Origin of the sequence: Lichenibacterium dinghuense, from assembly GCF_021730615.1 — a bacterium.
GTDB classification, from domain to species: Bacteria; Pseudomonadota; Alphaproteobacteria; order Rhizobiales; family Beijerinckiaceae; genus Lichenihabitans; species Lichenihabitans dinghuensis.
On sequence record NZ_JAJLMN010000001.1, the window covers coordinates 2007328 to 2027522 of the forward strand.

22 protein-coding genes are annotated in these 20195 nt (G+C 71.2%); 4 read left to right on the forward strand and 18 right to left on the reverse strand.

What is annotated here, in order from left to right:
• Positions 1–134: 134 nt before the first annotated feature.
• On the forward strand, positions 135–449 hold the full coding sequence (locus L7N97_RS09760; RefSeq protein WP_237478116.1) for a hypothetical protein: 315 nt from the start codon (positions 135–137) through the stop codon (positions 447–449).
• Here the strand turns inward: L7N97_RS09760 and L7N97_RS09765 are convergent.
• The 13 genes from L7N97_RS09765 to L7N97_RS09825 form a co-directional block, all read right to left on the reverse strand.
• On the reverse strand, positions 432–1649 hold the full coding sequence (locus L7N97_RS09765) for a PBSX family phage terminase large subunit (RefSeq protein WP_237478117.1): 1218 nt from the start codon (positions 1647–1649) through the stop codon (positions 432–434). The genes L7N97_RS09760 and L7N97_RS09765 overlap by 18 nt on opposite strands.
• Positions 1561–2106 (reverse strand): hypothetical protein, encoded by a 546-nt coding sequence (locus L7N97_RS09770; RefSeq protein WP_237478118.1) that lies wholly within the window; start codon positions 2104–2106, stop codon positions 1561–1563. Before L7N97_RS09770 ends, L7N97_RS09765 begins: the two co-directional genes overlap by 89 nt.
• Positions 2107–2457: 351 nt before the next feature.
• Entirely contained in the window at positions 2458–2793 is a 336-nt protein-coding gene (locus tag L7N97_RS09775) for a hypothetical protein (RefSeq protein WP_237478119.1), read from the reverse strand.
• 7 nt (positions 2794–2800) lie between these two features.
• A complete protein-coding gene (locus tag L7N97_RS09780) occupies positions 2801–3337 on the reverse strand; it encodes a hypothetical protein (RefSeq protein WP_237478120.1) in 537 nt (178 codons plus the stop codon).
• A complete protein-coding gene (locus L7N97_RS09785; protein ID WP_237478121.1) occupies positions 3331–3957 on the reverse strand; it encodes an anti-CBASS protein Acb1 family protein in 627 nt (208 codons plus the stop codon). The genes L7N97_RS09780 and L7N97_RS09785 overlap by 7 nt, the downstream gene beginning before the upstream one ends.
• A 498-nt stretch (positions 3958–4455) precedes the next feature.
• Entirely contained in the window at positions 4456–5064 is a 609-nt protein-coding gene (locus L7N97_RS09790; RefSeq protein WP_237478122.1) for a sulfite oxidase-like oxidoreductase, read from the reverse strand.
• Between the two features lie 46 nt (positions 5065–5110).
• Positions 5111–6064, reverse strand: a complete 954-nt coding sequence (lhpI, locus tag L7N97_RS09795; RefSeq protein ID WP_237478123.1) for a bifunctional Delta(1)-pyrroline-2-carboxylate/Delta(1)-piperideine-2-carboxylate reductase — start codon at positions 6062–6064, stop codon at positions 5111–5113.
• Positions 6065–6072: 8 nt separating this feature from the next.
• On the reverse strand, positions 6073–6462 hold the full coding sequence (locus L7N97_RS09800; protein WP_237478124.1) for a DUF1049 domain-containing protein: 390 nt from the start codon (positions 6460–6462) through the stop codon (positions 6073–6075).
• Between the two features lie 104 nt (positions 6463–6566).
• Positions 6567–6890 (reverse strand): integration host factor subunit beta, encoded by a 324-nt coding sequence (locus tag L7N97_RS09805; protein ID WP_237478125.1) that lies wholly within the window; start codon positions 6888–6890, stop codon positions 6567–6569.
• A gap of 55 nt (positions 6891–6945) precedes the next feature.
• Positions 6946–7935 carry a signal peptide peptidase SppA gene (gene sppA, locus L7N97_RS09810; RefSeq protein WP_237482136.1) on the reverse strand — a complete coding sequence of 330 codons (990 nt, stop codon included), beginning with the start codon at positions 7933–7935 and terminating at the stop codon, positions 6946–6948.
• Positions 7936–8096: 161 nt separating this feature from the next.
• Positions 8097–8651 (reverse strand): fasciclin domain-containing protein, encoded by a 555-nt coding sequence (locus tag L7N97_RS09815; RefSeq protein ID WP_237482137.1) that lies wholly within the window; start codon positions 8649–8651, stop codon positions 8097–8099.
• Between the two features lie 251 nt (positions 8652–8902).
• Positions 8903–10210, reverse strand: a complete 1308-nt coding sequence (locus L7N97_RS09820) for an Hsp70 family protein (protein WP_237478126.1) — start codon at positions 10208–10210, stop codon at positions 8903–8905.
• Positions 10211–10329: 119 nt separating this feature from the next.
• Positions 10330–11304: a S1C family serine protease gene (locus L7N97_RS09825; protein WP_237478127.1), complete on the reverse strand. Its 975-nt coding sequence runs from the start codon at positions 11302–11304 to the stop codon at positions 10330–10332.
• Positions 11305–11687: 383 nt separating this feature from the next.
• Here L7N97_RS09825 and L7N97_RS09830 point away from each other — a divergent pair, with 383 nt between their 5' ends.
• On the forward strand, positions 11688–13439 hold the full coding sequence (locus tag L7N97_RS09830) for a DEAD/DEAH box helicase (protein WP_237478128.1): 1752 nt from the start codon (positions 11688–11690) through the stop codon (positions 13437–13439).
• 188 nt (positions 13440–13627) lie between these two features.
• A complete protein-coding gene (locus L7N97_RS09835) occupies positions 13628–13915 on the forward strand; it encodes a con-10 family general stress protein (RefSeq protein ID WP_237478129.1) in 288 nt (95 codons plus the stop codon).
• Here L7N97_RS09835 and L7N97_RS09840 read toward each other — a convergent pair.
• From L7N97_RS09840 to ggt, 4 genes are all read right to left on the reverse strand, one after another.
• A complete protein-coding gene (locus L7N97_RS09840) occupies positions 13909–14991 on the reverse strand; it encodes an NAD(P)-dependent oxidoreductase (RefSeq protein WP_237478130.1) in 1083 nt (360 codons plus the stop codon). The genes L7N97_RS09835 and L7N97_RS09840 overlap by 7 nt on opposite strands.
• A 46-nt stretch (positions 14992–15037) precedes the next feature.
• Positions 15038–15340, reverse strand: a complete 303-nt coding sequence (locus L7N97_RS09845) for a type II toxin-antitoxin system RelE/ParE family toxin (RefSeq protein ID WP_237478131.1) — start codon at positions 15338–15340, stop codon at positions 15038–15040.
• Positions 15337–15525, reverse strand: a complete 189-nt coding sequence (locus L7N97_RS09850) for a hypothetical protein (protein ID WP_237478132.1) — start codon at positions 15523–15525, stop codon at positions 15337–15339. Before L7N97_RS09850 ends, L7N97_RS09845 begins: the two co-directional genes overlap by 4 nt.
• A gap of 66 nt (positions 15526–15591) precedes the next feature.
• Complete coding sequence (ggt, locus tag L7N97_RS09855; protein ID WP_237478133.1) at positions 15592–17328, reverse strand: gamma-glutamyltransferase; 1737 nt, start codon at positions 17326–17328, stop codon at positions 15592–15594.
• Between the two features lie 99 nt (positions 17329–17427).
• Between ggt and L7N97_RS09860 the strand changes: the two genes are divergently transcribed.
• Complete coding sequence (locus tag L7N97_RS09860; protein WP_237478134.1) at positions 17428–18009, forward strand: YqaA family protein; 582 nt, start codon at positions 17428–17430, stop codon at positions 18007–18009.
• Positions 18010–18368: 359 nt separating this feature from the next.
• Here the strand turns inward: L7N97_RS09860 and rpsA are convergent, their stop codons facing one another.
• Positions 18369–20096: a 30S ribosomal protein S1 gene (rpsA, locus tag L7N97_RS09865; RefSeq protein ID WP_237478135.1), complete on the reverse strand. Its 1728-nt coding sequence runs from the start codon at positions 20094–20096 to the stop codon at positions 18369–18371.
• Positions 20097–20195 lie beyond the last annotated feature (99 nt).

Consider the following 20195-nt stretch of genomic DNA (forward strand, 5'->3'; position numbering starts at 1 on the left):
ATCCAGAGGACGGGATCCCACGACAACGGGATCTGCCCCTGCTGCGGACACGCGAGCCGTCGGGGTGGGGATACGTCGACACCCCGGAGGCGACGGTCGCGGTCTACTACGTCCACTGGACGCTCGATCGCGTGATGGAGCACGGCGCCCATTTCGACCTGATCATGGGCTTCTGGGGCGAGGCCGCGCGCGACGAGGATCGCCTGTCGGTCTCGCTCGAATACCACATCGTGGACGGCATCCCGTCGTTCATGGTGATCGATGCGCGGCCCCGCCCCTTCGCGCAAGCCGCCATCGCGGGCCGCGCGCTCGACCGGTCGGAGGTCATCGGCACCGACATGGCGGGCTTCGCCTTCAAGATGGTCGACGCGATCGCGCTCGGGGACGACCGGCTCGCCGAATTGTTCCCCGGCCTCTGCGAGGCCGAGGCATCACACCAGGTTCAGTAGCCGGTAGTCAGACCGCCGCACGCCCTCCAGCGCGTAGCGCAGCGCGTCGATGACGTGGTTGTGGCGGTCCTCCAGCAGGGGGAGGATGTCGCCGGTGAGCGGGTCGGTGCGGTAGGAGTAGAGCGTCAGCTCGTCGATGGCGTGCCGGCAGTCCGGGTGCACCACGATGTCGTGGCCCTGGAGGAAGGCCACGCCCTCCTCGACCGAGCCCTTCCCCTTCTTGGCCGGGCGGATGCGGAACCCTTCGCGGCGCAGGTGGTCGATCAGCTCCGGCCGCGCGCTGTCGCCCGTGATGGGCCAGGCGCCCGCCCCGTGCGTGCCTTCCACCGTGCGGAGCAGCGCGCCCGTCTCGCCGATCGGACAGCCGACCCGGTAGGCCTCCCGGTCGACGTAGATCGTGCCGTCGAAGAGGAAGCAGCGCACCAGCACGGTCGGGTCGGCCGCGAAACCCCAATCCGCGCCGTAATAGGGCCGCGCCCGTTCCGGCACGGCGAGGCTGTCGATGCGCCAGCGGCGGAACACCCGCGTCTCGGCGTGAAGCTGGTAGGCGCCCTCCCAGATGTGGGCGTATTTCTCGGGGTCGCGGGCGCGGTCCCACAGGCGCTCGGCTTCGAGCACGGCGGGGAACCACGGGTTGTCGGAGTAGCGGACCTCGGCCACCACCGCATCCGGGTGCGGCGGCCCGCGGCGGAACAGGGCGTCGACGGGGTCGGAGGGGTGGCGCGGGTTCCACGTGAACCAGATCTCGGAGCCGGGCTTGCGGATCGTCGGCGTGAGGATGTCGAGCGAGCGCTGCGACACGCTGGCCGCCTCCTCGACCCAGGCGACGTCGATCCCCTCCATCGACTTGATCGACTCCGGGTTCGCGCGCAGCCCCGCGAAGACGAAGAGCGAGCCGTTGCGCCCGCGGATGGCCTCGGCGGTGGAGCGGTAGCGGCGCGACAGGCCGAGCGCGGCGATGCGGTCGTCGAGCAGGCGCTTCGACGAGTCGCGGATCGAGCGCTGGATCTCGCGCGCCGCCAGCACCCGCAGCGGGCGCTCGGCCGCCATCAGCACGAGGGCGGTCGCGACCGCGTGGGACTTGCCGGAGCCGCGGCCGCCGTAGAAGGCCTTAAAGCGCGAGGGCGTGAAGAGCGGGCGAAAGGCCCGCGGCAGGGCGACCTCGACCGAGGGCAGCGGCGGGCGGGTGCGGGACGCCATGCTGGATGCAACGCCCCCGCGGTTTCGAAGATGGTTCAGCGTGCGGCCCGATGGGTGGGGGGCCGCCCTGCTCGAGGTCGAAGGTCAGAGCGCTCCGAAGCGCGTCGAGCCGCCACAGCGGCCGGAACGCGAAGGAGAGCGTGACCGCGAGCGACGGGCTGCCCCGACATTCGATCACATTGTATTGTGAGTATTTCATGCAGTCGAGCGCAACGACATAATCACGATTGCCGGGATGACTGATCACCTGCACGCGCTCAAAGACTTTTTTATATTCACCCATGAAAATCTGCAACGCGAGAATGCGATCGACCGTCGCGGACTTCGTCTCGGGCCCGCAACAGGTGCAGGTCAGCCGCTCTCCGTCGACATCGAACAGCACCGACCCGGGCCAGATGAAGCGAACTTCCGCCATCCGTCGCGTGCTGTTCGACAGGTCGCGCAGGACGGTGCTCATGCCGGCCCATCATTGGACGACGCCGGTCCAGTCCTCGTCGGTGACGAGCGGCCTTCCTCAGGCCGTCAGGCGTATGGAGCCATCGACGTAAAGGGGGCTCCTTCAGCTTCAGACTGGTCAGCTCGTCCAGGGGGATGAAACGGTCGCCCTGCCTGGCGCAGGTCTCGACGCTCAGCATCTCGCTCGCGGCTATCGCCCCCTCCTCTTGGCTGCGACATCACATGCGTGATGCGGCCCAGCGATGTCGTCACATTGTACCGGACGCTATAGCGTCGACCATAGGGCCGAGGTCGGCCCCACGCTCGTGGAGAGTGCGTGATGGACAGTAAGGTCAACGCTCACGATATCGTCTCATCTCCGCAAAGAGAACCAACAAATTGGCTGTTCCTGCGTGGGCAAGTGCCCCAGCGCGATCCACTCCGCCTCTATCCAGGAGATTACTTCATCAGGTATCTCACGTCTGAATTGAAATCCTCTTCCACTTTTTAAGTCGTCAAGATTATAATCTCCAGCGAAAACGTCCATTTCCATCAATTTTCTGACCAAATCTAGAGTATGACGGCGAATCTCATTATCATCCCCCGAAGCGATTTCTCGACGAACTGACGCTGCTATGAAAGGCAAATCGAGAAAGTCGATATCCGCCTCCGCTCGGAGTTCTGCGGCTAGCTTTTCCATCTTTTTCATCGCATCCTCAATAGTGGATTTTATAATAATCGAGATCCGGCACCGTGACGCCGACGGCAGGAGATGATGGGCTGGAGGTGATCGGACGTAGTGTGATCGTGCCAGCCCCGTAGGACAGTCGCACCATCGACCCTTTATTGAAGGGCATATCTGTACCACCAGAGCTGAGGTAATCATAGTCCCTCTGCGCCGCACGAAGTCCGCCAGGTAGCAATCGAATATAGGGATTCGTACCCTCCTGGCCGATCGGCTTCCCACCGGGAAAAAGAAAATCACATGTACGCTTGATGTATTCGTTCCTGACGGCGGCTTCGAGCTGGGCGATTTCGGCCTCGCTCGGCAGCGCACCGGGCTCCCTCAGAAACTGGAATGCGCGACTTTGAGGGTTGATCTCTTCAAGCGCTTTCCGAGCCTCTTCGAAGCGCTGAACCCGCATCACGTCGCCAAGTTCAAGCTCGGCTGGTTCGGCCAGCTCCGCCTCCCTGCGAAGCAGCCGTTCCGGAGGTTCTTCGGCGGCCCGCGCCGTCCCGATCGGGTTCAACATATTGAGCAGCCACGACAGACCTCCAGGCTGCTGCGCAGCGTGCCCCTGCGTGTGGCCCGGCATCCCCGCGGCACCGGCCGGCGCGCCTGCACCCGCGCCATGGCTCGTCCACCGCCCCCAGAGGTCGCGCGGCTGGGCCGGGTCGTAGTCGTGCGTCGGAGCGGGTTCAGGTCGAGCGCGGTCACGCCGAGCTGCCAGCGGCTGACGGCGTGCAGGAACGCCAGCCCGCCCTTCGGCAGTCGGGGGTCGAGCGGGCGGGCCAGGGCGGCGGGGTCGCCCTCGCCGTCGCCGATCAGCACCGCGCCGCCGCCGTAGAGCCGGCCCAGCGTCATGGCGCGCTGCACGGTCTTGCGCAGGCCGAGGCGCCGCTCGGCGGCTTCGAAGCGCGCCACCTCGGCCCGGTGGCCGGACCACGAGCGCCACGCCCGGACGCTGTCGTATGGCACGATGTCGACCACCTTCCGGGCGAGCCAGTCGCCGCGGTACATGCTCTCGATCTGGGCACGGCCGAGCTCGAACACCGCGAAGGCGTCGTAGCTGGCCTTGTCGCGGCCCGTGCCGAGCGAGGCCGCGAGGTTGGACAGGCTGTCGCGCACGCCCGCGCCGGACGAGAGAGGCATGATGCGGCTCGCGATGTGAGGGGGGACGTGCGACGGCCGCCCGCGGCTCGGGCGAGCGGCAGGGGATGGTCGGCGCGGGTATATTCAGCTGTGCTCAGGGGCGGGGAGCGCGGGGCGCGCCCCTCGTCCGTCATCGCTGCGCGACGGCATCCCTCGACAGGCTCAAGACACGCCTGTTTCCCGCGAGCGGGAAAGGATCGGCGCGTCCGGCGTCGGGCATGAAAAAGGCCCGCGGGAGGAGCGAGCCTGGGCCCACGCCCGCGAAGCGGGATGGGGAGGCTTGCGGAGGGCAGGAGCCCCGGGCCGAGCCGCAATCCTGCAGCGAAGCTGTTCAGACTAGATCAGGCGCCCGGAGTCAAGAACAAATCAGGAACTGAATGCCCATCAGGGCTCCGCCCCGAGCCTCGCCGAAGGGCCACCGAGCCTGTTCACAGGCCCGGTGCCTCGATGGGGCATGTCGGCGGGAGCCGACATGCTGTGCCCTTCGAGATCCCGTGTTCAGTCGCCCCGGAACCGCTCCTCCCGCCACGGGTCGCCCCGCATGTGATAGCCGCTCTCCTCCCAGAAGCCGGCCTCGTCCTTCTCGGTGAAACGCAGCGCGCGCAGCCACTTGGCGCTCTTCCAGAAGTACAGGTGCGGCACCAGGAGCCGCGCCGGGCCGCCGTGGTCGGGCGTGATCGGCTGTCCCGCGTAACGCGTCGCGATCATGGCCCGGCCGCCGACGAGGTCCGCGGCCGGCACGTTGGTCGAATAATCGTCGAAGGAGACCGCCAGGGCGTAGGGGGTCGGCGGCTCGCCGCGCGTGGCGTCGGCGAGGAGGTCGTCCACCGTCACGCCCTCCCACAGCGTGTCAAACTTCGACCAGGTCGTCACGCAGTGGATGTCGCCGCGCCACTTCGTCTTCGGCAGGGCATCGAACTGCTCCCAGCTCCAGCTCTTCACCGGCCGGGCGCGGTCGTAGAGCACGAAGCGCCACCGGAGCATGTCGATGCGCGGCGTCGGGCCGATCTGCAAGATCGGGAAATCCTTCACCTCGTGCTGCCCCGGGGGCAGGCGCGCCCGCGCCTCGTCCGAGGGGCGCCGCCCCGTGAACCCGCGCGTCGCCATGGGAGGCCTCCTGTCTGGACCGGAACGCCGCGCCGCGGGGCCGGGTTCAGGCCGCGTCGAGCGCGTCCCGGACCGCGACCGCGGTCGCGAGGTCAGCCACCGCCGTGCCGACCGCCTTGAACAGTGTCACCTCGCCGGCGTCGCCACGGCCGGGATGCGATCCCCGGCACAGGGCCGCGAGGTCGGCCAGCACATCGGCTTCGCGCAGAGCGCCGTCGCGGATCGCCACCGCCACGTCGCCGCCCTCGAACAGCGCCGCCGGCGTGTCGACGAAGACGCGGGCGCGCCGGAGGCAGGCGTCGTCGGCTTCGCGCATGCCCATGGTGAAGGCGCCGACGAGGTCGAGGTGCTGCCCCGGCGCGAGCCAGGCGCCGCGCAGGAGCGGCGCCGTCGCCAGCGTGGCGCAGCACACGGTGTCGGCCGCCCGCACCGCGGCTTCGAGGTCGGGCGCGGCCTCGGCCGGGAAACCCTCGGCGCGGAGCGCGGCGGCAAGGCGCTCGGCCCCGGCCGGACGGTGGTTCCACACGGCGATGCGGGAGAGGGGCCGCACCGCCGCGTGCGCCCGGGCGAGGTGGGGCGCCAGCGCGCCGGCACCGACGAGGAGCAGCCGCGACGCGTCGGGCCGCGCCAGCAGGTCGGCGGCCAGGGCGGAGACGGCCGCGGTGCGGCGGTGGGTGAGGCGCGTGCCGTCGAGCACCGCCAGCGGCGCCCCCGTCTCGCCCGACTGCAGCACGTAGACGCCCATCACGGCCGGCAGGCCGAGGCGACCGTTGTCGGGAAAGACGTCGACGATCTTGGTGCCGACGTAGGCGCCGGGCCCGGGCGCCCCGGCGCTCCAGGCCGGCATGAGCAGGTGCGTCGCCCCGCCCTCGCGTCCGATGGCGTGGTGATGGCGCGTCGGCGCGACGTAGGTCGCGGACGCGAAGGCGCGGCGCAGCGCCTCGACGAGGCTGCGCGGGTCGAGCGCGCGGTCGATCTCGTCGGCGGAGACGAGCCGCACGGGGTCGATCAGTGCGCGTCGTGGAGTTCGAGCGCCGGCAGCGGGCCGGCCGAGGCTCCGGCGAGGCGCGCGGCCTCGCGGTTCTGGCGCGACTGGATGTCGAGCTCGGTGCGCAGGCGCCCGCTCTCGGCGCGGGCCTCGCGGGCTTCCGCGCCGTTGCGCCGCGCGGCCTGGCGGTAGCGGCCCTGGCCGAGCCAGCTCGCCACGCCGCCGATCACCACCCCGCAGCTGAGCAGGAAGAACACCAGCAGGAACAGCGGCGCCGTGAGCGACAGGAGGGGCGCGCCGGACGAGAAGGGATCAAAGGAGATGGACACGACCTGACGGTTGGCGACCGCGAAGGCGACCGCCAGGATCGCGATCGGCACCAGCACGAGGGCTTTCAGAAAGGTCCACACATCCGTCTCCTCTGGGGCTGCTTCGGGGCGGCCCCGTCGCCCCCGTCAATGCGCGCGGGATGTCGCACGATCCGCCGCCGGGGTCACGCCCCGCGCGGTGGCCGTCACGCCCGCAGGCGCTCCGGCGGCTCCTCGGCGACCTCCGGGTCGCCGGGGTTCAGCCGCTCGCGCATCTCCTTGCCGGTCTTGAAGAAGGGCACGGCCTTCTCGACGACTTCCACGTGGTCGCCGGTGCGGGGGTTGCGGCCGAGCCGCGCGTCGCGGCGCTTCACCGAGAAGGCTCCGAAGCCGCGCAGCTCCACGCGGTCGCCGCGCGAGAGGGCGTCCGTGATGCCGTTCAGCACGGCGTTGACGACCTTCTCGATGTCCCGCTGGTAGAGGTGCGGGTTCTTCTCGGCGATCCGCTGGACCAGTTCCGACTTGATCACCTGCGCCCCCACACAAGCGCCATGCGGGATGTCGGCCGGCGTGTCCGGAGATCCTTCACTGGCCCGGGGCACCCTGCCAAACGGCCATGAGACCGTCAAGGCGAGCCTGGGCGGCGGCGCCGGCCAGCGCTGCGGCCATCCGGCCGAGCGCCGGGACGCCCAGCGCGTCGGCGGCGCCCTCGGCGAGCCTGCCCGCGGAGACGAAGAGCCCGAAGAAGCCGGTGCGGCCCTTCGGCTTGTAGTCCCGCACCGGCAGGCCCGCGGCGACGTCGCGCTCCTTCTCGAGCCAGCGCACGGCGTCCTCCTCCGAGCCGAGCTCGTCGACGAGCTTCAAGGGCAGGCCCTGCCGGCCGGTGAACACGCGCCCGTCGTCCACGGCGGCGAGCTCGGCGTCCGTCATGTGGCGGCGGTCCTTCACCAGCCCCTTGAACCAGTCGAAGCTGTCCGAGACGAGGGAGGCCAGGGCCGCGCGGGCGGCGTCGCTGGTGGGCTCGAAGCCGTTCGGCGCGGCCTTGAGGGGCGCCGACTTCACCTCCTCGACCTTGACGCCGATCTTGTCGAGCAGGCCCGACACGTTGGGGAACTGGAACAGCACGCCGATCGAGCCGACGAGCGAGTTGCCGTAGGCCACGATGTGGTCGGCGCCGAGCGCCGCGATATAGGCGCCGGAGGCCGCCAGCGTGTCCACCGTGGCCACCACCGGCTTCTTCGCCGCGACCTTGCGGATGGCGTCGAAGACCCGCTCCGAGCCGACCGTGGTGCCGCCGGGGCTCTCGATCTGCAGCACCAGGGCCTTGGCCGAATCCGTCGTCTCGACGTCGTGGAGCAGTCGCAGCGTCGCGTCGTCGCCGGTGATCAGGCCGCCGATCTTCACGCGGGCGAGGTGGGGCGTGACGCGCGCGGCGAAGCCCGGCGCACCGACCCTGGCGAAGACCGCCACCACGGCCAGCACGACCACCACGCCCGCCAACACGCGCCAGAAGGTGAGCTTGCGGCGGATGCGGCGGCGGTCGACGAGGTAGTCGGCGGCCGAGCCGGAGGACATCGACATGAGAGGGTCTGCTCCGCGCGACACGAGGAGCCGAGGCTTAACGGCCCCCCGGAGGCCGCGCAAGCCGACGGAGCGCCCCGGTCTCCGGGACGCTCCCCGACGCGGCCTCGCGGGAGTGCCGCGTCGCCCCTAGGCCACCGCCCGCGGGCGGAGGATCACTTCGGCATCAGCACGCTGTCGATGACGTGCACGACGCCGTTCGACTGGAACACGTCCGGCGTCTCGACGATGGCGCCGCCGCCCTTCGCGTCGATCAGGGCAATCTTGTCGCCGTCCATCCTCGCCGTCAGCGTGCCGCCCTCGACCGTCTTCATGTTGTAGCTGCCGCCGTTCGCCTTGATGTCCTTGGCGAGTTCGGCCGCGTCGATCTTGCCGGCCACCACGTGGTAGGTCAGCACCTTCTTCAGGTCGGCCTTCATGTCGGGCTGCATCAGCTTCTCGACCGTGCCCTTGGGCAGCTTGTCGAAGGCCGCGTTGGTGGGTGCGAACACCGTGAACGGGCCGGGCCCCTCCAGCGTCTCGACGAGCCCGGCCTCCTTCACGGCCGCGACCAGCGTCGTCAGGTTCTTGGCCTGCGAAGCGTTCTGGACGATGTTCTTGCTGGCCATCATCGGCGCCCCGCCCACCATCGGGTCGGCCGCGTAGGCCGCCGAGGCCGTCCCGGCCGCCAGGGCGGCGGCGAGCGTCAGGGCGCGCAGACCTTTGGTCATCGTCATTGTCTTGAACTCCTGCTCAAGTTCTAGCGCCGCTTTCGCGAGCAGAACTGGCAAGTGTTACGCAGGATGCCCGAGAACGTTCCGCAGATGAACGATCTTTCATCTCTCCGATACCTGATGCACGCGATAGCGTATGGCGAACACACGCGCTCTACCATCATCGGGCGAGTTGAGCCGGACGATGTCCAGCCGCGACGGCGGAAGGCGACGGAAGACGGCGGGGAGGAAGGCCGGCCCCGAACCTTTCAAGAGGCTCGTCCTGCCTCCCGATCCTTCGCCCGTTCGGCGGCCCGGTCGGCCGCGTAGAGCGCCAAGCCCGACGCCACGGACTGCAGCGGGTGGGCGGCGTGGAGCTTCTCCTCCCCGAAGCGCTCCACGAAGAGCCGCCGCACGGCCGGCACCTGCGAGGTGCCGCCGGTGGTGAAGACCGCGTCGATGTCGCCGTAGGACAGGCCGGCGCGGGCCAGCGTGTCGTCGGCGGCCTCGGCCATGCGGGCGAGGTCGGGGGCGATCAGCCGCTCGAACGCGGCCCGCGTCACCTCGGCCGACAGCCGGATGCCGTGGCTGTCGAAGTCGAGCCGCGTCGATTCCGCGTCCGACAGGCGGATCTTCACGCCGCTGATCGCCTGGTAGAGCTCGAAGCCGAGGTCGAGGTCGACGAAGTCGATCAGCCGCTCCATCGCCTCGGGGTCGTCGCTGGCGGCGAGCAGCTTACGCAGCTCCGCCATGGTGGCCGGCGCCTTGAGCCAGGACAGCTGGTGCCACTGGCTGAAGGCCGCGTGGATGTAGGCCGGGATGGGCAGCAGCTTGTCGAAGGAGCGGTAGTGCGAGCGGCTGCCGAGCTGCGGCGCGACGTAATGGTCGATCAGGCGGTAGTCGAAGGTGTCGCCGGCGAGTCCGACGCCGCCGTGGGCCAGCGCCTCGGCGTCCTGGCGCCCCCCGCCGCGGCGAAAGCGGATCACGGAGAAGTCGGAGGTGCCGCCTCCGAAGTCGGCCACCAGCACGGTCTGGTCGCGGTCGAGATCGCGCGCGTACCAGTAGGCGGCGCCGAGCGGCTCGTAGGCGAGGTCGACCACGCCGAAGCCCGCCTGCGCGAAGGCGGCCCCGAGCCGCCCCACCGCGAGGTCCTCGTCCGGGTTGTCGCCGGCGAAGACGACGGGGCGGCCCGCCACCACGCCGGCCGCCCCGGCCAGCAGCGCGTCGCGCTCGGGCGCGAGGTGGCCGAGGAAGGTCGACACCAGGTCCTCGATGGAGAAGCGCCGGCCGAAGAGCCGCGTTTCCGTGAAGGCGCGGCTGCCGAGGTAGGTCTTGATCGACTGCACGAAGCGGCCGTTGCCGGAGCCCGACAGCGCGTGCTCCAGCGCCTGCGGCCCCCCCGCGGTGCGGACCACGGCGCGGGGGGCGCGGCCCTCGCTCCAGAAGGCCAGCGCGGTGCGGAACACGCCGACGTCGCCCGACGCGGAGGGCCACGACAGGCTCCGCACCGAGCCGTCGTCCTCCACCACCGCGACCGCGCTGTTGGTCGTGCCGAAATCGATGCCGACGGCGCGCATGCCAGGGGTCTCACGGACGAAAACGGCCCCCGCGGCGCACGAGCGCCGGCGGGGGCCGATATGGGAAGGGGCGATCCCCCTACAGGATGCGGCGGCCCGAGGCCAGCCGTTCCGTCAGGTCAATGCAGGCGCGGCTGCTTCAGGAACTGGCGGCGGTCGGCCGCGGTGATGCGCAGGTCGAACACGTCGCCCTCGCGCTCCAGCGTCAGCGGCACCTCGACGCCGGGGCCGCCCAGCGCCCACATGGAGCGGTAGAAGTCGGCCAGGTTGACGATGTCCATGCCGGCCGCGACCTTGACGATGTCGCCCTTGCGCAGGCCGGCGCGATCGGCCGGGCCCTTGTCGGCCACCCCGACGATGACGACGCTCTTGTCGATCTCGTGGGCGTAGACGCCGAGCCATGGCCTGGCCGCGCCGGAGCGGCCCGCCAGCAGGTCCTCGTAGATCGGGACCAGCAGCTCGCTCGGCACCACCATGTTGAGCGCCTTCACGCGGCCGCCGTTGACCTGGTGCTGGAGCTGCAGCGACCCCACGCCGAGCAGCTCGCCGGCGCCGCCGATCAGCGCCGCGCCGCCCCAGTTCGGGTGGCCGGGGGCCGTGAAGATCGCCTCCTCGATGAGGTATTCCCAGTAGCCCGCGAACTCCTGGCGCGCCACGATCTCGGCCGCGACCGAGTGGCGGCGCCCGCCGGCGCCCGCCAGGATCACGCTCTCGCCGACGCCGGCGTGGCGCGAGTCGCCGAGCTTCAGCGCGGGGAGGCCGAGCGGCTCCAGCGCCTGCACGAGGCCGAAGCCGGTGGCGCCGTCGTAGCCCAGCACGTGGCCCGGCACGACGCGCCCCCGGTGGGTTTCGAGCAGCACCTCCTCGGCCTCGGTGATGAGGTAGCCGATGGTCAGCACCACCCCGTCCTCGCGGATCACCACGCCGTTGCCGCCGCGCTCGACGCCCAGCGTTTCCGCCGTGTAGGCGTCGCTGGCCACGCGCGCGCTGAGGCCCACCACGGCGGACAGCGCGCGGTCGAGGTCGAAGCCGTAGTCGGCGGCCTTGGGCTGCGCGCGGGGGGAAACCTCCCAGTCGTCGTACTCGTCGCTCACCGCATCTGTCTCCCGGGCTGCTCTCGTCGAGCCGCAGGTGCCGGCCGCAGCGCGGCACCCGCTGGATTTCAGCACGCGCGAGGGCATTCGCAAGTGTCGGGCCGCGTCGGCGCGGCGCCGCGGCTCCGCGATCCAGTCCCTCGCCCGGGGATCTGGTGCGCGGCGGCAGCCATGACATGGGCGCTTGCGAGGTATCGGCGGCTTTATTCCGCGGCCCGAGGGCTCGCCGATTGCGCCGCCTTGGCCTAATGACCATGTCTTCGACAAGGCGCAGCGCCCGGGATGGGCCGAAGCGTCGCAGGGCCGCCCCTTCCCGGCCCGTCCCCTCGGTGCATCGGCCGCGTCGCCGGCGCTGTCCCCTCGATCAAGGCACGAAACCAAGCTTGGCTTTTCCTCCGACCGCCCCTTCCCTCGCGCGCGCCCTGGCCGAACGCGACTACCAGGATCCCACCCCCGTCCAGTCCGCCGTGCTCGAAGCGGAAGCGGGGCGCGACCTCCTCGTCTCCGCCCAGACCGGCTCGGGCAAGACCGTGGCCTTCGGCCTCGCGATCGCGCCGACCCTGATGGGCGACGCCGACGCGCTCCCCCCGGCGGCGGCGCCCCTGGCCCTCATCGTGGCGCCCACGCGCGAGCTGGCGCTGCAGGTCGAGCGCGAGCTCACCTGGCTCTACAAGCCGGCCGGCGCCCGCATCGTGTCCTGCGTCGGCGGCATGGACGCGCGGCGCGAGGCCCGCGCCCTGTCGTTCGGCGTCCATATCGTGGTGGGCACGCCCGGCCGCCTGCGCGACCACCTGGAGCGCTGCAACCTCGACCCCTCGGCCCTGCGCGCCGTGGTGCTCGACGAGGCCGACGAGATGCTCGACCTCGGCTTCCGCGACGACCTGGAGTTCATCCTCCAGACCACGCCGGAGGAGCGCCGCACGCTGCTGTTCTCCGCCACGCTGCCGAAGGGCATCGTGACGCTGGCGCAGCGCTACCAGAACGACGCTCTGCGCATCGCGGTGGCGGGCGGCTCCCGCGGCCACGCCGACATCGAATACCGGGCCGTGCGGATCGTGCCGCGCGAGGTCGAGCACGCGGTGGTGAACCTCCTGCGCTTCTACGAGCCGCCGAGCGCGCTGGTCTTCGCCAACACGCGCGAAACCGTGCGCCACCTGCAGTCGGCCCTGCTGGAGCGCGGCTTCTCGACCGTGTCGCTGTCGGGCGAGCTCAGCCAGAACGAGCGCAACCACGCCCTCCAGGCCCTGCGCGACGGGCGGGCGCGCGTCTGCGTCGCCACCGACGTCGCGGCGCGCGGCATCGACCTGCCGGGCCTGGCGCTGGTGATCCACGCCGACCTGCCCAACGACGCCGAAACCCTGCAGCACCGCTCCGGCCGCACGGGCCGCGCCGGCCGCAAGGGCGTCAGCGTGCTGCTGGTGCCGCCGGCGCGCCGCCGCCGCGCCGAGGGGCTGCTCGCGGTCGCCAAGGCCGAGGCCGCCTGGAGCGCGCCGCCCACCGCCGACGAGATCCGCAAGCTCGACCAGGAGCGCATGGCGGGGGACCCGCTGCTCGCCGAGGAGCCCAGCGAGGACGACCTCGCCATGGCGAAGACGCTGCTTGAGCAGCGCTCGGCCGAGGAGGTGGCGGCGGCGCTGGTGCGCGTCTACCGCTCGCGCCTGCCCGCCCCCGAGGACGTGACCGACCCCGGCACGCAGCCGCCGCGCCGGCCGCGCAACGATTACGAGGCGAACCCGCAGGGGCGCGACTGGGCGCGCGGCGGGGAAGCCGGGCGCGCCGGGCCCCAGGGCGGCCCTCCGGCCTCGTCGGGCGGCGGCACCTGGTTCCGCATGAACATCGGCCGGCGCAACAACGCCGACCCGCGCTGGCTCCTGCCCATGCTGTGCCGCCGCGGCGGGGTCGGCAAGGGCGACATCGGCGCCATCCGCATCTTCGACCGGGAAACCAAGTTCGAGGTGCGGGACGGCGCGGCCCGGCAGTTCGGCGAGGCCATCCGCCGGGGCGAGAACGTCGAGCCGCGCATCGAGCCCGCCACGGAAGCGCCCGCGCGCCGTCCGCGCTACGAGGACGGGCCCGGCCGCGGCGACGCGCCCCCAACCTCCCGGCCCCGGAGGCCGCGCCAGGCGGAAGCCTGACGGCGCATCCAGGGAAGGTCTTCGGCAGGTCCGCCGACGGCTCAGCTCAAGCTTTCACGCCCTTCGCGCCGCCCAATACTGTGACGGGCGGCGCGCCGGAATGAAGCAGACCGCGGGCCTGACAGGAACTCGCGACTCATCGCGGCGTTCAACGACTCACGACATCACTCAACGTCAGCGAGTCGGCCATGCCCGAGGAACAACAATTGGCGACGCGCTCGACCCGCGGCTTTGCTTCCATGGACCTGGAGAAGCGGCGGGCCATCGCGCGCAAGGGGGGCGAGAGCGTCCCCAACGAGAAGCGCAGCTTCTCGCAGAACCACCAACTGGCCTCCGCGGCCGGCCGCAAGGGCGGCCAGAGCGTCGACCCCGAGAAGCGCAGCTTCTCGCAGAACCACGGCCTCGCTGCCCAGGCGGGCCGCAAGGGCGGTCACGCGTCGCACGGCGGCACCCGCACGCTGAAGGCCGATCACTGAGCCGCGGCGGCCCCGCCGGCCGGGGCCGCGCAGCCATCGGGGCAGGTCGGGCAGCGCAGCCCGGCCACCCTCTCCAGCACCGACGGGGAGCCTTCGAGCGACGCTCCCCGCCCCGCCCAGTTCGCGCAGGTTCCGGGATCGCCCGGCCCCACCCAGGCCACGGTGCGCCCCTCGTCGGCGAGGGCACGGACGGCGGCTTCGGCCTGCCCGCGGTCCCGCTCGGCCGGCAGGCGGCGCGCCTCGCGCCGGCCGAGCCCCAGCACCCCCGGCGCCACGCCGGGCTCGTGCAGGATGACGTCGGCGGACTGCAGCGCCCGCACGGCGCCGAGCGTCGCCTGATCGGCCGGGCCCGGCCCGGCGCCCACCAGGATCACGCGGCCGCCGGCCCGCGCCTCCGCGGCCGTGGCCTCCTCCATGCAGCGCAGGCGGTCCTCCTCGCGGGGGGCGCGGTCGCCCCCCTCCAGCGCCATGTCGGCGAAGAGTTCCCAGAAGCGCCGCCGGGCCGCGAAGCCGAGCTTGAGGGCCTGGAGCGGCTCCCGCCAATCCTTCGCCGCCGCCGCCCAGGCGCCGATCCCGGCCGGGAGCAGGGCCTCGATGCGCGCCCGCAGGGCCTGGCCGAAGACGGGTGCGGCCCCGTCGGTCGAGATGCCGATGACGAGCGGCGAGCGCGCCACCACCGTGCCGAACTGGAACTCGCAGAGCGGCGGCACGTCGATGACGTTGACTGGCACGCCGGCCGCCTGCGCGGCGGCGCGGAAGGCCTCGCCCTCGTCGCCCTCGAAGGCCCCGATCGCGATGGCGGCCCCGTCGAAATCGCCCGGCGTCCAGCCGCGGCGGTGGAGGGTGATGCGGTCCGGCAGGGCTTCCGCCAGTTCCGCCATCTCGTGACAGGGCTCGGCCGCGACGACGTGGACCTCGGCGCCCGCCGCGGCGATCAGCTCGGCCTTCCACACGGCCGGCGGCGTGCCGCCCGCCACGAGGGCGCGGCGGCCGCCGAGCTTGAAGAAGATCGGCAGCGTGGCCAGGGGCTCGATGTTGCCGGGCGGCTTGGGCGCGCGGCGGCGCGGTTCGGACATGGAAGCTCGGTTTCAGTTCATGAGAGGGGTGAGCGTCGCGTCGGGATCATTCGTCCGTCAGCGCGGTCAGATCGCGGCGTCCATCCACCACGCGGAGCACCAGGCACGTGTGCGGATTGTAGATGACGAGCAACGGGCTGACAGTCAGGCACAGTGTCGGCTCGGCGAAGGGCAGGTCGTGGCGGACGTGTCCGATGGCTTTTCCGGCCTCGATGAGGCGGAAGCGAGCCAGCAGCTTGGAGCTGAGCTTCAACGCCGCGACGGGTCCGAAGGTCTCACGGCTGCGGCGGAGTTGCTTGCGGAGGTCTTGCCGGGCCTGCGGTGTGAGGTTTCCCGGCAGGGTCGTCACCTGGCCGCGCCCTCAGGGCCCGCCTCGGCCAGGGCGCGCGTCAGCGCGGCGCATTCGCGCTCGTGCTCGGCGAGGATCTCGGCCAGGTCGGAGGCCGCGTCGGCCCCCGGCCCCTCCGTCTGAGACCGGCGATTGATCTCGTCGGTCACCTTCGCGAAGGCCCGCTTCGCATCCTCGCTGGACATGGTCGCCCTCCGACGCCGTCGGGGGACGGTTCAGGCGACACATTCGATGCCGGCCGCGGTCGCCTGTCAATAACCCGCCGCCGAGCCCACGGGATCGCGGTCGTCGTCGGCGCCGTAGAGCTTGTAGGCCTTCGGGGGACGCGACAGGTCCGGGATGGCGAGGTCGTTCCCGCCCCCGTCGCGGCCGAACACCTCCGTGGTGATGCCGGCCGCCTGTCCCCAGGGCGCCCTGTCCTTGAAGCCGTAGCCCTCCCTTTCCAGGATGCGGCGCGTGTCGGGCGACAGCGCGAAGGGCTCCAGCGTGACGACGTCGGGCATCCACTGCATGTGGAAGCGCGGCGCGTCGATGGCGGCCGACACCGTCATGCCGTGGTCCACCACGTTGACGATCGCCTGAACCACGGTGGTGATGATGGTGGAGCCGCCGGGGCTGCCGATCACCATGGCGAGCTTCCCGTCCTTCGAGACGATCGTCGGGCTCATGGAGGAGATCGGCGTCTTGCCGGGCTGCACGCCGTTGGCGTCGCTGCCCACGAGGCCGAACTGGTTCGACGCCCCGGTCTTGGACGCGAAGTCGTCCATCTCGTTGTTCATCAGCACGCCCGTGTTCCCCGCGACGCGGCCGAGCCCGAACCACGAGTTCAGCGTGTAGGTCACCGAGACGGCGTTGCCGGCGCCGTCCGCGACCGAGTAATGCGTGGTCTGCCGGCCTTCCTGGTCGGGCGGCGGCACGAGGGCGGTGGAGGGCGTCGCCTTGTCGGGATCGATCCCGGCGCGGAGCCCGGCCGCGTAGTCCTTGTCGACCAGCTTGGCGATGTCGTTCTTCACGAAGTCCGGGTCGCCGAGGCCCTGGCGGTCGCGGTAGGCGCGCCGCATGGCCTCGACCATCGTGTGCACCTCCGCGGCCGAGTGGTAGCCCATGGCGCCGAGGTCGTAGCCTTCGAGGATCTGCAGGATCTCGCAGATCGCCACGCCCCCGGCGCTCGGCGGGGGCGCGGACTGGATGTCGTAGCCGCGGTAGGAGCAGCGCACGGGCTTGAGCTCGCGCGCGCGATAGGCCGCGAGGTCGCCTTCCGTGATGATGCCGCCCCCGGCGCGGCTGGCCGCCGCGATGGCGTCGGCGGTCCGGCCCCTGTAGAAGCCGTCCGCTCCGCCGGCCGAGATGGCCTCGAGCGTCGCGGCGAGGTCGGTCTGCACCAGGCGGTCGCCGACCGCGAAGGGACGGCCGCCGCGCGTGAAGATCGTCGCGGTGGCGGGGTCGGCCGCGAAGGTGGGCGTCGCCTGCTGGAGCAGGCTCACGTCGCCGGGCTCCAGCGCGAAGCCGTCGCGGGCGAGCCGGATCGCCGGGGCGAGGAGGTCCGCGCGCGGCCTGGTCCCGTAGTGCTCGCGCGCCCATTCGAGGCCCGCCACCGTGCCGGGCACGCCGACGGCGAGCCAGGTGCTGGTCGATCGGCCGGGGACGACGTTGCCCTGCCCGTCCTGGAACATGGTGGGGGTCGTGGCACCGGGCGCCTTCTCGCGCATGTCGACGAAGGACGAGCGGCCGTCGGCGAAGCGGATGTTGACGAAGCCGCCGCCGCCGAGATTGCCGGCCGCCGGAAACACCACGGCCAGCGCGTAGCCCACCGCAACGGCGGCGTCGACGACGTTGCCGCCCTCCTTCAGCACCCTGGCGCCGACCTCGGAGGCGAGGTGCTGCGCCGTCACCACCATGCCGTTGTCGGCCCCGACGGGGGCCGGCGCGACCGCGAAGGCCGAGGTGGAGGCGAGGAGCGACAGGGCGAGGGCGACGGTTCGGCGCATCGGGCGGGGCCTCGTGGGACAGTGTCGGGGACGACACGCTAGCCGACGCGCCCCGGCCGCGCCATGGACTCGCCCGCCGCCCTCGGCTAAGCCCCGGCCATGTTCGATGGAATCTACCGCTGGACGCTGCGGCTGTCCGAGAGCCGCCACGCCCCGCTGGCGCTGGGCGCCGTGGCGTTCGCGGAGAGCTCGTTTTTCCCGATCCCGCCGGACCTGATCCTGGTGCCGATGGCGCTGGCCCGCCCGCAGCGCGCCTGGGCCTACGCCACCATCTGCACGGCGGCCTCGGTGCTGGGCGGCATGGTCGGCTACACCATCGGGGCGCTGCTCTACGACACGGTGGGGCAGTGGCTGATCGCCACCTACCACTATGCCGACAAGATGGAGGCGATGCGCGCCGCCTACGCGCAGTGGGGCTGGCTCCTGATCCTCATCAAGGGCCTGACGCCGATCCCCTACAAGCTCGTCACGATCGTGAGCGGGCTGCTCGGCTACAATTTCGCGCTGTTCGTGCTGCTGTCGGTGATCACGCGCGGCGCGCGGTTCTTCATCCTGGCGGGTCTGCTGAACCGCTTCGGCGACCCGATCCGCGGCGCGCTGGAGCGCCACTTCGCCTCCATCCTGGTCGGCTTCCTGCTGTTGGTGGGGATCGGCTTCTACGTCGCCACCCACGCGATCTGACCGCCTGACCGGCAGGGGCCGCAGGGTCCCGTCGGGACGCGGCAGAGGCTCGCATCCGGCCGCTCCCCGCGTCGCATCGCCCCGTATCGCCCCTCGCGGCGGCTGGAGGGCTCCCCTGCCTCTTCGCGGGGAGGAGCCCGGCCGTGCGACGGGTCGGGACAGCACGCGGCCATGCCTGCCGGAGATCCGCCGCCCGGATCCTCGCCCCCGCGCGATCGGATCGTGCCGTGCCCTGCCGCCGACGGGCGCTCGACGCGCGCGGCACGGACCGACGCTCCGGTGTCGCCGGCCCCTGAAAAGCGGAAAGGCCCGCGCGGTGTCCCGCGCGGGCCTTTCCTCGTCGGATCGGGAGAGGAAGCTTACTTCTTCTCGCCCTCGGTGCGGGCGCGGAGCGCGGCACCCAGGATGTCGCCCAGCGACGCGCCGGAGTCGGCGGAGCCGAAGTTGGCGATGGCTTCCTTCTCCTCGGCCATCTCCAGCGCCTTGATCGACACCGACACCTTGCGGGCCTTGCGGTCGAACAGGGTGATGCGGGCATCCACCTTCTCGCCGACGGCGAAGCGCTCGGAGCGCTGGTCGTTGCGGTCGCGGGCGAGGTCGGAGCGCTTGATGAAGGCCGTCAGGTCGGTGCCGACGATGCTCACGTCGATGCCGCCTTCCTTCACGTCCGTCACCTCGCAGGTCACGATCGCGTTCTTGCGCAGCTCGCCGCCCTCTTCACCCACGCGGGCCACGAAGGGGTCGCCGGCCAGCTGCTTGATGCCGAGCGAGATGCGCTCCTTCTCGACGTCGACGTCCAGGACCTGCGCCTTGACGACGTCGCCCTTCTTGTAGTCGTCGATGACCTGCTCGCCCGGGCGGTTCCAGTCGAGGTCGCTGAGGTGGACCATGCCGTCCACGTCGCCGTCGAGGCCGATGAACAGGCCGAACTCGGTCTTGTTCTTGACCTCGCCCTCGACCTCGGTGCCGACGGGGAAGCGCTCCGCGAAGGACTCCCAGGGGTTCGACAGGGTCTGCTTGAGGCCCAGCGAGATGCGGCGCTTGACGGCGTCGACCTCGAGCACCTGCACCTCGACCTCCTGGCTCGTCGCCACGATCTTGCCGGGGTGGACGTTCTTCTTGGTCCAGGACATCTCGGACACGTGGATGAGGCCCTCGATCCCCGGCTCCAGCTCCACGAAGGCGCCGTAGTCGGTGATGTTGGTCACGCGGCCCGTGAGCTTCATCTCGATCGGGTACTTGGCCTCGATGCCCTGCCACGGATCGTCGAGCAGCTGCTTCATGCCGAGCGAGATGCGGTGCGTCTCGTGGTTGATCTTGATGATCTTGACCCGCACCGTCTGGCCGATCGAGAGCACCTCGGTCGGGTGGTTGACGCGGCGCCACGCGATGTCGGTGACGTGCAGCAGGCCGTCGATGCCGCCGAGGTCCACGAAGGCGCCGTAGTCGGTGATGTTCTTGACGGTGCCGTCGATGACTTGGCCCTCTTCGAGGTTGGCCACGATCTCGTGGCGCTGCTCGGCGCGGGACTCTTCCAGCACGGTGCGGCGCGACACGACGATGTTGCCGCGGCGGCGGTCCATCTTCAGGATCTGGAACGGCTGCGGCACGCCCATCAGCGGGGCGACGTCGCGCACCGGGCGGATGTCGACCTGGGAGCGCGGCAGGAACGCCATGGCGCCGTCGAGGTCGACCGTGAAGCCGCCCTTGACCTGGTTGAAGATGATGCCTTCGACCTTCTCCTGGCGCTCGAAGGCCTTCTCCAGCTTGACCCAGCTTTCTTCGCGGCGGGCCTTGTCGCGCGAGATGACGGCCTCGCCGAGCGCGTTCTCGATGCGCTCCAGGTAGACCTCGACCTCGTCGCCGACGCCGGGCAGCTCGTCGCGCCCGTTGTTGGTGAACTCCTTCATGGCGACGCGGCCCTCGGTCTTCAGACCGAGGTCGATCACCGCCACGTCCTTCTCGATCGCGACGATGATCCCCTTGACCACCGTGCCCTCGAAGGCCTCGTTCTTGCCGTAGCTCTCGTCGAGCAGAGCGGCGAAATCATCGCGCGAAGGCGAACCGTAGGAAGCGACTGCGGACATCTATTCTCCTGGGGCCCGGGGTGTCCCGGGCGGCGCCGGCGGTCAGTGTTGTGGGGCGTCTTCCAGGGCCGACGGTCCCCCGCGGGGGACCCTCCGCCG

What these genes read in the sequence shown, in the direction of transcription:
- L7N97_RS09760 (WP_237478116.1), top strand. Translation starts at nt 135, where the DNA reads ATGGAGCACGGCGCCCATTTCGACCTGATCATGGGCTTCTGGGGCGAG.
- L7N97_RS09765 (WP_237478117.1), bottom strand. Translation starts at nt 1,649, where the DNA reads ATGGCGTCCCGCACCCGCCCGCCGCTGCCCTCGGTCGAGGTCGCCCTG.
- L7N97_RS09770 (WP_237478118.1), bottom strand. Translation starts at nt 2,106, where the DNA reads ATGAGCACCGTCCTGCGCGACCTGTCGAACAGCACGCGACGGATGGCG.
- L7N97_RS09775 (WP_237478119.1), bottom strand. Translation starts at nt 2,793, where the DNA reads ATGAAAAAGATGGAAAAGCTAGCCGCAGAACTCCGAGCGGAGGCGGAT.
- L7N97_RS09780 (WP_237478120.1), bottom strand. Translation starts at nt 3,337, where the DNA reads ATGTTGAACCCGATCGGGACGGCGCGGGCCGCCGAAGAACCTCCGGAA.
- L7N97_RS09785 (WP_237478121.1), bottom strand. Translation starts at nt 3,957, where the DNA reads ATGCCTCTCTCGTCCGGCGCGGGCGTGCGCGACAGCCTGTCCAACCTC.
- L7N97_RS09790 (WP_237478122.1), bottom strand. Translation starts at nt 5,064, where the DNA reads ATGGCGACGCGCGGGTTCACGGGGCGGCGCCCCTCGGACGAGGCGCGG.
- sppA (WP_237482136.1), bottom strand. Translation starts at nt 7,935, where the DNA reads ATGTCCTCCGGCTCGGCCGCCGACTACCTCGTCGACCGCCGCCGCATC.
- L7N97_RS09815 (WP_237482137.1), bottom strand. Translation starts at nt 8,651, where the DNA reads ATGACCAAAGGTCTGCGCGCCCTGACGCTCGCCGCCGCCCTGGCGGCC.
- L7N97_RS09820 (WP_237478126.1), bottom strand. Translation starts at nt 10,210, where the DNA reads ATGCGCGCCGTCGGCATCGATTTCGGCACGACCAACAGCGCGGTCGCG.
- L7N97_RS09835 (WP_237478129.1), top strand. Translation starts at nt 13,628, where the DNA reads ATGCCCGAGGAACAACAATTGGCGACGCGCTCGACCCGCGGCTTTGCT.
- L7N97_RS09840 (WP_237478130.1), bottom strand. Translation starts at nt 14,991, where the DNA reads ATGTCCGAACCGCGCCGCCGCGCGCCCAAGCCGCCCGGCAACATCGAG.
- L7N97_RS09850 (WP_237478132.1), bottom strand. Translation starts at nt 15,525, where the DNA reads ATGTCCAGCGAGGATGCGAAGCGGGCCTTCGCGAAGGTGACCGACGAG.
- ggt (WP_237478133.1), bottom strand. Translation starts at nt 17,328, where the DNA reads ATGCGCCGAACCGTCGCCCTCGCCCTGTCGCTCCTCGCCTCCACCTCG.
- L7N97_RS09860 (WP_237478134.1), top strand. Translation starts at nt 17,428, where the DNA reads ATGTTCGATGGAATCTACCGCTGGACGCTGCGGCTGTCCGAGAGCCGC.
- rpsA (WP_237478135.1), bottom strand. Translation starts at nt 20,096, where the DNA reads ATGTCCGCAGTCGCTTCCTACGGTTCGCCTTCGCGCGATGATTTCGCC.